The sequence below is a fragment of the Haliscomenobacter sp. genome, assembly GCF_033763495.1.
GTDB lineage: Bacteria > Bacteroidota > Bacteroidia > Chitinophagales > Saprospiraceae > Haliscomenobacter.
Genome location: NZ_JANRKL010000011.1, coordinates 1 through 13,091 on the forward strand (window position 1 = coordinate 1; position 13,091 = coordinate 13,091).

At 48.1% G+C, this 13,091-nt stretch carries 9 protein-coding genes; 6 read left to right on the forward strand and 3 right to left on the reverse strand.

All coding sequences use genetic code 11. From position 1 onward, the window contains the following. Positions 1 to 105: 105 nt before the first annotated feature. Together SFV55_RS00830 and SFV55_RS00835 are read right to left on the reverse strand one after the other, a co-directional pair. A complete protein-coding gene (locus SFV55_RS00830) occupies positions 106 to 363 on the reverse strand; it encodes a hypothetical protein (RefSeq protein ID WP_320027543.1) in 258 nt (85 codons plus the stop codon). Between the two features lie 250 nt (positions 364 to 613). Continuing rightward, entirely contained in the window at positions 614 to 772 is a 159-nt protein-coding gene (locus tag SFV55_RS00835) for a hypothetical protein (protein WP_320027544.1), read from the reverse strand. Positions 773 to 1,523: 751 nt separating this feature from the next. Between SFV55_RS00835 and SFV55_RS00840 the strand changes: the two genes are divergently transcribed. Then, on the forward strand, positions 1,524 to 2,420 hold the full coding sequence (locus SFV55_RS00840; protein ID WP_320027545.1) for an alpha/beta hydrolase: 897 nt from the start codon (positions 1,524 to 1,526) through the stop codon (positions 2,418 to 2,420). Between the two features lie 284 nt (positions 2,421 to 2,704). Here SFV55_RS00840 and SFV55_RS00845 read toward each other — a convergent pair whose 3' ends face one another. Continuing rightward, positions 2,705 to 3,010: a hypothetical protein gene (locus tag SFV55_RS00845; protein WP_320027546.1), complete on the reverse strand. Its 306-nt coding sequence runs from the start codon at positions 3,008 to 3,010 to the stop codon at positions 2,705 to 2,707. A 75-nt stretch (positions 3,011 to 3,085) separates the two neighbouring features. Here SFV55_RS00845 and SFV55_RS00850 point away from each other — a divergent pair, with 75 nt between their 5' ends. The 5 genes from SFV55_RS00850 to SFV55_RS00870 form a co-directional block, all read left to right on the forward strand. Further along, the gene (locus tag SFV55_RS00850) at positions 3,086 to 3,640 is read left to right on the forward strand and encodes an RNA polymerase sigma factor (RefSeq protein ID WP_320027547.1); all 555 of its coding nucleotides are present in this window, start codon (positions 3,086 to 3,088) and stop codon (positions 3,638 to 3,640) included. Positions 3,641 to 3,661: 21 nt separating this feature from the next. Continuing rightward, the gene (locus SFV55_RS00855) at positions 3,662 to 4,684 is read left to right on the forward strand and encodes a FecR family protein (protein ID WP_320027548.1); all 1,023 of its coding nucleotides are present in this window, start codon (positions 3,662 to 3,664) and stop codon (positions 4,682 to 4,684) included. 78 nt (positions 4,685 to 4,762) lie between these two features. Further along, entirely contained in the window at positions 4,763 to 8,233 is a 3,471-nt protein-coding gene (locus SFV55_RS00860) for a TonB-dependent receptor (protein WP_320027549.1), read from the forward strand. 61 nt (positions 8,234 to 8,294) lie between these two features. Then, on the forward strand, positions 8,295 to 9,839 hold the full coding sequence (locus SFV55_RS00865; RefSeq protein WP_320027550.1) for a RagB/SusD family nutrient uptake outer membrane protein: 1,545 nt from the start codon (positions 8,295 to 8,297) through the stop codon (positions 9,837 to 9,839). A 119-nt stretch (positions 9,840 to 9,958) separates the two neighbouring features. Beyond that, the coding region (locus tag SFV55_RS00870; RefSeq protein ID WP_320027551.1) for a VCBS repeat-containing protein at positions 9,959 to 13,091 on the forward strand (3,133 nt) is incomplete at its 3' end.

The following is a 13,091-nucleotide window of genomic DNA, read 5'->3' on the forward strand; positions in this document are numbered from 1 at the left end:
CCAGGGATTGGATTTGTGCTTTTTTCGTAGCAGCGTGCATACTCGTGCGTCTGTAGACGCGGAAATAATGGGTGCAGGTCGTGAGACCATGCACCAGCGTTGTGTTTAGAGTGGTAATGAGGAAGACTTGGGCGAGCGGGGGCTAATGCCTAATTCCCTCATTAGCCCTTCTAAGGGTTTGTTTTGTAGCAAGGCTAGCTCTACTAAGGCCTCCATTCGCTGGGCGTGTGCCTCATCAATTGAATTAGTCAACTCAATCAATTCAGCCAATTCAACATCAGTTATAATACGAGCATCCCTTTTTTCTACCAAGCTGTGAAAGCGAGTCCAGGCTTCTTGTGGTAAATCAATCGTAATCGACATGTGGTCATTTTATGAGGGTAAATATAAGTCTTTATGAAAAGAAAGGCAAGTTGAGACTTTAATAAGGAAGGTTAACAAGAGAAGGTTGTTTGAGAAATGCCTGAAAATAAAAAATCCTTGATTGTAAATTCAATACAATCAAGGATTTGCAAAAAAAATGTGATCCCGTCAGGATTCGAACCTGAGACCTACTGATTAGCTTACCCCTACGGTTTTCACCGCGAACCATTGCTGGTTTTTGTGGTCTGGACTATCTCACCGCCATTTCAGGCGTGCCGCGTATAGTCTCTACGGAACCCTCTCCTTTTACTGCCCGTCGGCATTTCAAAGGGTCGTTGGTTTCCTCGGGATTGCCATATTCATGCCGGGTGGCGATGAACTTAGGTTTCCCCGATATAGCGGCCTTCACTTTACAGGTTACTTTTCCCTGCAAAGGCTCCTATTGTGCAGCTTATGCAGTGCACGCTGAAGTCAGTTGCTCTATCCAGCTGAGCTACGGGACCAAATCAAATTGAAATCAAACGCCCTTTCGCGTTTGCCCGGCAAATGTACTCTATTTTTATTTTTTGCGCAATCTGGCGATCAAAAAGTCCAAAAAATCTCACTTGACTTTGTGGGCAAAGCAATGTATTTTGGAAAAGTTGAAAAATCGAGCGGATGTTTGGGCGTTTTGCGCAGTTTAGGCTTCACTTCTTTTTGCTGAAGGCGACATGATGGTAAAACGGACGAAACGGATTGAACGGACGAGAACAGATTTTGATCCCGCCTGCGGCGTGATAGAAGAGGCCACAAATTGCACAAATTTTCACAAATTCAGGCACAAACTTCGTTTGCGCGAATGCGTTCAAACATGAACGAAGTGAATGTCCAATTTGTGAAAATTTGTGCAATTTGTGGCTAAACAACTTTGCTGTCAGGCAAAGCCAAATCCGTTCTCGTCCGTTCAATCCGTTTCGTCCGTTTTACCATCATGTCGCTCTACGCCGAAGGCGTGCAAGCGCACAGCGCAAAAATAGCGAAGCTACTCCAGAAGCGTTCACAATCCTTGGGGACTGGCCATCCGCCCATCTCAACTTTTAAACGTTCGGTTGTGTTCCAAATTAGTCCTTCGTTCACACTGCATCGCTACCCAATTCACTCATGTTAACCCAAACGTTGCCATGATCTATCGTTACCTGTACCCACTTTTTTCCCGCAAGCGCTTTTACGCTTCGGTGGTTTTGTTCGGTTTTTTAGCCTACACCTACGACATGGTGGAAGTAAGGCTGACCGATGAAACAATGCTGCGCAAATTGGCCACAAATGCCTTTGCCTATGTGCCCAAGGTGACGCATTTCCGGCAGTGGGGGCGCGAAATGCGTTACGTACAGGTCGGCGACGCCAGCAAACCCCTCATCCTCTTCATCCACGGGGCACCAGCTTCTTCCTCCTTCTGGATGGGCATGCTGAGCGACAGTTCCCTGCTTTCCCAGGCCAAACTCATGGCGGTCGACCGCCCCGGCTATGGTTATTCGGGGTATGGCGACCCCGAAATTTCGGTCAAAAGACAGGCGGCCCTCATTGCGGGTATTTTGCAGGAAAAACGGGCCCTCCACCAGCAGATCATCGTACATGGCTCCTCGTATGGAGGCACGGTTGCGGCGCGTTTGGCGATGGACTATCCCGAATTGGTGGATGGGCTGCTGCTGCAATCCGCTTCCCTCAAACCCGGTGCCGAAACCACCTACTGGATCTCCTACCCTACCCACCATTGGGCTTTGCGGAATTTTATCCCGGGTTCGATTCGCACCGCCAATGCCGAAAAACTCTCTCATAAGGCCGAATTGGAAAAAATGGTTCCCCTTTGGCCCCGGATTCGCAGCAGGGTCATTTTGTTGCAGGGCATCGATGACACCTTGATTTTCCCGGAAAATGCCCCTTTTGCCGCCAAAAATCTGGTCAATGCCGCTTCGGTGAGTTTGACCCTGGTGCCGGGCTCCAAGCATGATTTGTTGTGGACACAAACCGATTTGCTGAAAAGCTCTTTGCTCAAATTGATCCAAATTACTAAAAAATAGCCTGAACCAGCTTATCCAAAAGGTTTAGCAGTTGCACAAAAACAATGAATGGAATGGATTGGATTCGGCTTCGCCAAATCTATTTAACATGAGTTTTGAATTTATTAATTTTTAACGCAGAGTTTCGCAGAGTTTAATTAGTTTTTAGGAGTTTTGCCACCTCTGGTGGCTGGAGGTCGATTACGATTAAAATCTGTTTTTAACGCCATGTTAGTGTTCATTCAATGCGCCTCTGAGTACTCTTAGCCACCAAAGGTGGCCTAAACTCTGAGAAACTCTGTGGTTTACTCTGAGAAACTCTGCGGTAAAAAATGTGATGGATGAGTAGCTTTTTTGTCAAAAAAACACCATAATTCATTGATTTTCAATGTAAATAAATCAAAACTCACGTTATTTAACACAACGGAACAACGACACGACGAAGTCGCAGTGAACAAAAATTTGGTGCAGCCAAATCCAATTCGCTCCTTGTATTCAAACTTAAATCCCTTTTTTCTCAAAACGCCTAAACCCAACATTATCAATACTCCAAGCAGCATTTTAGAAATTTTCCCAAAGAAAAAATCAATTCCGCGAAATTTTTCTTGCATTTCGTTTAGGGATACAGGTACTTTATTCTACTTAATAAAAGAGAGCGCGACAAATCAAGCCATCGGATTATTACTATGGGTGTAAAAGAGCTAACCGACAAACAACTGGTCGTCTTGCTGCAAGAAGGCAATATCATGGCGTATGAGGAGATCTATCAACGCTATTGGTACAAGTCATTTACCTGGGCATCCCATCAGGTAGGTGCAACTGATGCCGAAGAATTGGTGCAGGAACTCTTTTTGAGTTTGTGGAATCGCCGGACCGAAGTGGTCATCAAACGACTCGATTTGTACCTCGCTGTTGCCATCAAAAACCAGGTTTACACCTTCTTCAAATCCCAGCTCAGTTACCGCAAATACCAGGAATACCTGCTGTTTAAAGAACTGGAAGAATCCCCCGATGGCAACCAGATCCTGAACTTTAAGGAACTGACCTCTGCTATTGAAAAGGCCCTAAGTCGACTCCCAGAAAAAAGCGCCGAAGTATTCCGGCTCAGCCGCTATGAGAATCAACCCGTCAAGGAAATTGCCAAACACCTTAATCTGAGTGAAAAGGCCGTTGAATACCACTTGACTAAATCCCTCAAATTTTTGAAAGACACTTTAAAGTCATATCAGTCCGAGAATTGATAAACCTTAAACTATGTTGAAATGACCCAAAAGGAGTTCAATGAACTGTCCAAACGTTACCTTGAAGGAAAAACCACTGCCGAAGAGGACCGAAAAATTCAAGCCTGGTATGACACACAACCTGAGTTTCATCAGCACAATTCCCCTGATGAAGCGGCTCAAACTATTGGAAAAAGAATCTGGCTAAACCTCCGTCAAAGCGTTTACCAAAACTCCACCGACCGCATCACCCGCATGACCTGGATCATGGGTATTGCCGTGGGGATGATTCTGGCCTTCATCTGGTTGAGCCAGTTTGAATTGCCACCACCCCCAACAGAAGTAGCCGATCAAACCCGCCCTGCCGTGGCTCAACGTGGCATTGAGCTCAAAAACACCACTTTTTCCGATCAAAAAATCACCTTGTCCGATGGTTCATTGGTGGTGCTGAAACCTGGAAGTAGCCTGGTGTACAACAAAAACTTCAATAAAACCAAAAGAGAATTACACCTGCAAGGTGAAGCTTTTTTCGATGTCACCAAAAACCCCAAAAAACCTTTTATCGTTCACGCAGGCAAACTAACCGCCGAAGTATTGGGAACCTCTTTCAGCATCAAAAATGCCGAAGACTCAAAAAATGTTTTAGTCGACGTATTATCGGGGAAGGTGTCGGTATACGCCGAAAAAAAAGCGCCCAACGAGTCGAATTCAACATCCGATCGGCCGAGCGTGATCCTGACCCCCAACCAACGGGTGAAATACCTCAGCGCTGAAAATCGTCTCGTCAAATCCATCGTTGAAGCACCCAAGTTCGTCATCAGCAAAGCCGAAATTGAAAAACTCAGTTTTGTGGATGCCCCCATTTCCCAGGTTTTTGACGCCATTGAAACCGCTTACGGGCTGGAGATCATCTACGACGAAGTGGTGATGCGCGATTGCACCATGACTACTTCTTTCGACGAGGAGAACCTGCACGACAAATTATCTATCATTTGCAAACTACTAGGCGCATCCTTTAAAATGGTTGATGCTCAAATAGTTATATCAAGTAATGGCTGTCAATAAATGTCGCCATTGCGCCAGGAACAAAACATTACTTGCTGTTTATCACAAAATTTTATTAACTTAACCAACATCAGAGGCATGAAAAAAAATCTACTGCACCGTGAAAAATTGCTTCAGCTCATGAGAATCTCGCTTGCTCAAATCATTCTGGCTGGGCTTTTCGCGGGTATGGGTTACGCTCACCCTGCTTTTTCACAGAAGGTGCTTTTGCAAAAGCTTAGTCTCAATCTTGAAGACAAAAAACTATGCGAGGTACTATTTCTGATTGAAAAGAAAGCCGACGTTCGTTTTTCTTATTTACCGAAACAGATTGAAGCCGACAGAAAAGTAAGCATCCAGGCAGAGGACGAAAGCCTGGAAAAAATCCTCGACCGGGTGTTCAAAAAAACCCCTATCCGCTATGAAGTTTTTGGCTCAAAACAAATTTTGCTGAGCAAAACGCCCCTGGAGCGTTACGAACAACAGCAGGATTTGGAAAGTTTGCCCAAAATCCAGCCGATCATCATCCAAAAACCCGATTTCAGGGTTCAAGGAACCGTTACGGACAATACGGGAGAGCCTATGGTAGGTGCTTCAGTTGTGCTGGAAGGTACCACCCAGGGCGCAATCACCGATGCCAATGGCAAGTACACGTTGGACCTGGCCGATGATGCCCGCAACGGCACCCTGATCTTTAGCTTTGTGGGCTACACCACTCTGCGCGTAGCCATTGATGGCCGTGCCACAGTGAACGTAGTGCTGGAAGAAGGTAAAGTGTTGGACGAAGTGGTCGTGGTCGGTTATGGTACCCAAAAGAAGTCTTCATTGACTGGTGCCGTATCTTCAGTAAGTCAAAAAGACCTGAAAGCACTGCCCGTCATCAGCTTGACCCAGGCTATTCAGGGTCGGGTGCCTGGTGTATCGATTACCAACAACAGTAGTCCAGGTGCTGACCCAATCGTCCGCATCCGGGGTATTGGTTCGATCAGTTTGAACCCCAACCCATTGTTTGTTATTGATGGTGTGCCTGCAGGCGGCTTAAACAACATCGATCCAAAGGATATTGAGTCCTTGGAAGTATTGAAAGATGCGAGTGCAGCATCTATTTATGGCTCAAGAGCAGCCAACGGAGTTGTTTTGATCACAACAAAAAAAGGTTCTGTCGGTAAGATAAAGGTGAATCTTGATTCTTACTATGGTGTACAGTCCGCTTGGAAAACCCTTGATTTACTCAATCGTGACGAGTACATTCGTTACGGTACTGCCCTGCTGACTGCTTCTAATCAGCCAGTCCCAGGCCGTTTTTCCAACTTGAATACCCCGGTTTATGAGGGAGCAAGCACCACTTTTGCCCAAACCGATACGGATTGGCAAGATGTGATGTTCCGCTCTGCGCCGATTATGGACCACCAGTTGTCCATTTCGGGTGGCAACGATGTATCCCGGGTGTATACTTCACTGGGCTACTTCAGCCAGGACGGGATTATGCCTGTCACCGATTACCAACGCCAAAGTTTCCGCATCAACTCGGATCACAAAGTGGCCAAGTGGTTGACCCTGGGTCAAACCCTCCTGGTAGCAACGGACAAGCGTCGTGCTGAGCGCGATGGTGGTGGTCGTAGTTTGATCATGAACACCATGCGGATGACGCCTTACTGGCCAGTACGCGACCCAACTAAAATTGGTGGCTTCAGTACCACTGCTCAAGGTTTGGACGCTACCGACCCTGAAAACCCGCTGCGCATTGCTGAACAGGAACAACAGGACCAGATCAACTATGGGGTAAAACTGCTGGGTACATTTTTCACCGAAGTGAAGTTCACCAATTGGTTGAAGTACCGCTTCGTAGCCGGTGCGGATTTTGCCAATAGCCAGTTTACCAGCTTCCTGCCCATTTACAACGATGGCAACCGCAGCCGGGTCATTGCCTCTCTCTCTGAAAACCGGAATGAATTCTTCTCTACTGTGTTTACCAACCAGTTGACCTTTGATAAATCTTTTGGCAATCACAATGTCAACGTTATTGCAGTAGCAGAAAAACAGGATGCCAAGTCGGAAAGTATTTCGGCCAGTGGTCAACGCCCTGACAACAACATTAAGGTATTGCAGGGGGTTTCCAACCCGAATGGTTCCTCTTCCTTGTCTGAAAACTCCTTGATCTCTTATGTAGGGCGTTTGACTTATGACTACGCTGGAAAATACCTGTTGGGTGCTTCTATCCGCCGGGATGGTTCTTCCAAATTCGCTCCTGGTCGTAAATGGGGTATCTTCCCATCTGCATCGGTGGGATGGCGCATCAGTGAAGAATCGTTCATGAAATCGATTACAGCGATTACTTCATTGAAATTGCGGGCCAGCATCGGTCAAACGGGCTACAACGCCATTGGTGACTACGATTGGCAACCACTGATCTCGGCCAATAATACCATTTACCCATTTGGCAACACTACTACCAACCTGGGTTCTTACTTCAACCGTCTGGGTAACACTGGCCTGAGTTGGGAAGAAACCACGATGAGCAACATTGGTTTTGACCTGTCTTTGTCACAAGGTCGTTTTGACATCAGCGCTGAGTATTACAAGCGTAAAACGGATGGTCTGTTGTTGAGCGTTCCACTACCTGAATCACTGGGTTTCTCATCCAGCCCACTGGCCAACGTAGGTAGCATGCAAAACACTGGTTTTGAACTCGCCTTGGGGTACAACCACCGCAGTGCCGATTTCAACTGGAGTTTGACTGGTACTTTTGACATGGTTCGCAACAAGGTTTTGAGCCTCGCAACGCCAAATGCTACGATTAACTCTGGCAACAATGCCGACTTTGGTGGTTTTGACATCACCCGCACCCAGGCAGGACAACCCATCCAGTCTTTCTATGGCTGGCAAGTGGATGGCATCTTCCAGAGTGCTGCTGAAGTAGCTGCTGCCAATGCACTGGGCAACGACAATGCGCCTTATCAAAACGCCAGTACTTCTGCCGGAGACATCCGCTTCAAGGACCTGAATGGTGATGGCAAAATTGACGGCAGTGACCGTACTTTCCTGGGCAGCTATTTGCCTAAATTCTCCTATGGTTTGAACTGGGGTGGTACCTACAAAAACTTTGATTTTGCTGTGTACATCCAAGGTGTAAATGGCAATAAAATTTACAACGGCGTAAAAGTAATTGGCCAAGGTATGCTGCGCCTCTTCAACGCCAGTACGGATGTGCTGGATGCCTGGACGCCACAAAACACCGATACCGATGTACCACGGGCAGTAAGTGGGGACCCCAACCAGAATACCCGTACTTCCGACCGCTTCATCGAAGATGGTTCTTACCTGCGCATCAAAAACATCAGCATTGGTTATACTTTCTCCAGCGAAGGCCTGAAAGATGTGACCAACAATGTGATCAGCCGGGTTCGGGTGTATGTTTCCAGCCAAAACTTGTTGACTTTCACCAAGTACACTGGATTTGACCCTGAAGTGGCCTCAAGAGGCAACAACCTGCTTACCAATGGTATCGATTATGGCCAATACCCACAGGCACGTACCGTGTTGTTTGGGATAAATCTTGGCTTTAACTAAACAATAATGCTTTGCTCAATCAGGTGGAGCCAACTCCACCTGATCATAAACTCAATTCATTATGAAAAAAATTGCTTTTTTAACCAGCATCATGATCTTGGGCTTGACCCTCAGCTGTAATGATGAGGTGCTCAATAAAGTCAACCCCAACGGGGTAACCCTGGATACCTATTTTAACAATGACGCTGAACTCACTGCGGGGGTAAATGCAGTTTACGCCCTGGTTCAACACAACGGTTTGGTATCCCGTGAATGGTTTTTTACCCACGACCTGCGTGGCGACGAAATGGCAACCGGTGGTGGTCAATTGGAAGCACCTCGGGCCCAATTGCTCAACGGGGTTAACGATGCCGGAAACTCGGTATCCAATGCCGTTTTTACCGGTTGGTTCCGCGTGATCCACCGCGCCAATGTGGTGATTGAAGCCGGTGCTGCCGCCAAACCTACCATCAGCGAAGCAGTGCGCACCCGGGTAGTGGGTGAAGCCAAGTTTTTGCGTGCCTGGGCTTATTATGAACTAGGTACTTTGTGGGGTGGCGTTCCGATTTATACGGAATACGCTAAATCGGTAGATGGCTCTAAGGCGCGCTCCAGCCAGCAGGATGTGTACAATGTAGTCATTAGCGACCTCAAAGCTGCAGAAACGGCCTTGCCTGCCACTTATACCGCTGCCAATTTGGGCCGTGCAACCAAACACGCTGCACAAATGCTCCTGGCGCGTACTTACTTGCAATTGGGCGACTACAACAATGCCAAAACGGAGTTGCAAAAAATCGTCAGTTCTGGTTTGTTCAAGTTGGTAGACAACTACCTCGACCTCACCAATGAAGAAGGTGAATTCAACGCTGAATCCATCTTTGAAGTGGTGTATGCCCCATCTGGTGGTGCTTACAACTGGGGCGGAGATGGCGACGGTACAGCAGTACAAGAAGAAACGGTACGTACGCAGGAGTATTCTGCAGTAGGCTGGCGGAACCTGATCCCTTCCAACAAGATTTTGAACGACTACGAAAGAGCCTCCAAGGGTGATGCCAAGGATGATCCTCGTTACGACATGTCTTACTGGAAACCAGGCGACAAATTCAACAATGGCAACAGCACCATGACTGATGATCGGGTACAAGGCAACGCTTCGGTGGTAGATGGTAAAACGGTGAAAATCAGCTGGCGCAAATACTCCGTTCTGTACAAGATTGACAATGGTTTTTATACCAGTGGCATCAACATGCGGATTATGCGTTATGCTGACGTACTGCTGATGTTGGCAGAATGTGAAAACGAAGCGGGTAACTCCGCTGCGGCCATCGCGCTGATGAACCAGGTACGTGCTCGTGCTTCGGTTCAAATGCCTCCGTACCCAACCAGCAACTACCCTTGCAACAACAAGGATGAAATCTTGCGTGCCCTGCAACACGAACGTTTTGTGGAATTGGCTGCTGAGCAAGTGCGCAATTTTGACATCCTGCGCTGGCGCAAGCACAAAAAGCTCAAATCAGAACCTATTTCTTTCTTCGTAGCCAACAAACATGAGTTATTGCCGCTCCCACAAACCGAGATCGACAATAACCCAAACATTGAGCAAAAGGATCAGAATCCTGGCTACTAAGCGGTGTTTCGCATAAACTATAAGCAAATGAACCATTATTAACCAATGCCCTCCTTCCGTACTGGAAGGGGGGTATTGATTTTTAATACTTTTGTGAAGCTAAAAAATGAATGCTTCCTATGTCAGCACGCACACTATATCGATCCTTACTTGTTGTAGCAATTTGTATCCTGTTCGGCTGCAAAAAAACGGATTTGCTTTTTGAAAAAATCTCCTCCGCCCACTCCAATGTCCATTTCCACAATCAGCTCAGTCCTGATGCTACCCTCAACGCCTTTAGCTTCACCAATTTTTACAATGGTGGCGGGGTAGGTGTCGGTGATTTTAACCACGATGGCCTGCCCGACCTCTTTTTCAGCGGCAATCAGGTCAGCGCTGAACTGTACCTCAATCGGGGCAATTTCCAATTTGAAGCCATCACCGAAAAAGCAGGGGTAAAAACCGATCGTTGGTGCAGTGGGGTTTCCGTAGTGGACATCAACCAGGATGGCTGGGACGACATTTACCTCAGCGTAGCCCAGGGGCCTGGCTTGAAAAATTCGCACAATCTGCTTTTTATCAATCAAAAAACCAGCAACCCCAGCTTCAAAGAATCGGCCCAGGCCTACGGACTGGATTACGATGGATTTACCACCCAAAGTGCTTTTTTTGACTACGATCTGGATGGCGACCTCGACGCTTTTTTGCTCAACACCGCACCCGACCTGCAAAACCCCACCACCTTGCGGCGTCAAATGAACAATGGGTTTTACCCTTCCAGCGACAAACTTTTCCGCAATGAAGGCATTGGCCAAGATGGACACCCGGTTTTTGTGGACGTATCTACCAAAGCCGGAATCCGCTTTGAAGGCCTGGGTCTGGGCCTGGTCATTTCCGACCTGAACCAAGACGGTTATCCCGACATTTATTGCTCCAACGACTTCATGAGTAGCGACATCCTGTACCTCAATCAGGGCGATGGCACTTTTAAAAATACCATTCAATCCGCCATGGCCCATACCAGCCAGTTTGGCATGGGCATCGACGCCGCCGACCTGAACAACGACGCCAAAGTCGATTTGTTCCAACTGGACATGCTGCCCGAAGACAATGCTCGCCTGAAACAAATGTTGGGCAAACACGATTACGACAAAAAAGAACTGAGCATCTCGCCCGAGTACGGCTACGAGCTACAGTACATGCGCAACATGCTGCAAATCAATACCGGGAACGACACAAATGGCCCCATCTTCAGCGAATTGGGCCTGCTGGCGGGCGTGGCCAAAACCGATTGGAGCTGGGCTACCCTACTCAGCGACCTGGATTTGGATGGCCACAAAGACATCTTCATCACCACGGGCTACCGCAAAAACATCACCGACCTGGATTTTATCCATTATTACCAGGGCACTACTTACTTTGGTAGTGATGCCAGTCGGGCCGAAATGCGGGAAAAACTCCTGTCCCAAGTACCTGAGGTAAAACTGCGCAATTGTGTGTACCGCAACCAGGGCGATTTGGGGTTTGAAAACGTGTCCGAAACCTGGGGGCTCGACGAATTGTCCTACGCCAATGGGGCAGCTTACGCCGATCTGGATCAGGATGGCGACCTGGATTTGATCGTCAACAATGTTGATGCCGAGGCCTCGGTATTTAAAAACCGAAGCCGGGAGCGACAAGGGCAAAATTACCTAAAAGTGGCTTTTCAGGGTCCAAAGGGCAACCTAAAAGGCATCGGTGCTGCGCTGAAAGTTTGGACAAAAGGGAAAGCTCAGTTGTACGAACATTTCCCGGTGCGGGGCTACTTGTCTTCGGTTGAAACAGGCGTTTTAATCGGTTTGGGCAAAAACAAAAGCATTGACTCCATTCAAGTATTTTGGGGCAAAACACTCCAGGAAACCCGCTACAAGGTGGCCGCCAATCAGACCTTGACCTTTAAACACACTGACGCCAAGCCACAGGTCAAAACGCCAGCCCCCACTGCAAGAATCTTTGAACCACTCCCCCAACTCCTCCCCTTCCAGCACCAGCAATCCACTTTCAACGATTTCAACCAAACCTTTGCCCTGCACAAAATGCTGTCCAAAAACGGCCCCCATGCGGCGGTAGGCGATTTGAATGGTGATGGCTTGAACGATGTGGTTTTGGGCGGCACTTACCCAGGCAGCCCCGGGAATATTTTTATCCAGAAAAAAAATGGTTCCTTCAACCCACAATCTGGCCTAAACGCAAGCAGATTTGAAATAGGAGACCTTGCCATATTTGACGCCGATGGCGATGGCGACCAGGATATTCTGGCGGTGGCTGGTGGCAACGAACAACCTTTGACCACAAAAAGTGCCTATCAACCCGTCCTTTGGCTCAACGATGGGCAGGCTCATTACAGCCAATCAAATCAATTCCCCACCCTCGCTGTGAGTAGCCAAGCTGTTCGCCCTTTTGATTACGACGCCGATGGCGACCTGGATCTGTTCATAGGAGGGCGCCAGCTTCCTGGGGCTTACCCCATGCCTGCGGCCAGTTACTTGCTGCGCAATAACGGTGGTCGATTTACAGATGTGAGCCAGACGGTAGCACCTTTCTTACAGACTTTGGGCCTGGTTTGTGATGCCCTCCCTCTCGATGTGGATCAAGACAAGGACCTCGACCTGCTGGTGGTCGGCGAATGGATGGGGCTGACGATATTGGAAAACCAAAAGGGCCGCTTTGTTGCTAAAACGATAGCCGACTCCGAAGGCTGGTGGAATAGCCTTTCCGCTGGTGATTTTGATGAGGATGGGGACCTGGATTTGCTCTTGGGCAACGAAGGGTTGAACACTTTTTACCGGGCCTCCCCTACTGAGCCCATCCAAATGTTGGCCAAGGATTTTAACCAGGATGGCAAGGTTGATCCCATCATGGGCTATTTCATCCAGGGCAAGTGTGTCCCCGCCCTGCCACGCGATGCGCTCAATCAGCAGATGGTGCAGTTTCGCAGAAAATACGCGCTGTATGCCGATTATGCCAAGGTAGGTTTTGCTGACTTGTTCAACAAAAAAGAGCGTGCCGATGCGCAAGCGCTGCAGGCCAAGGAACTCCGGAGTTGTTATGCCGAAAATCAAGGCAATGGGCAGTTTGTGCTCCAGCCTCTGCCATTATTGGCGCAACAATCGCCCATTTTTGGGTTTCTGGTGAAAGATATCGACGGAGACGGGCACTTGGATGCCCTGGCTACGGGCAATTTTTACGCCAATGAAGGGCATATGGGGCGGCAGGATGCTTCACGGGGGGTAT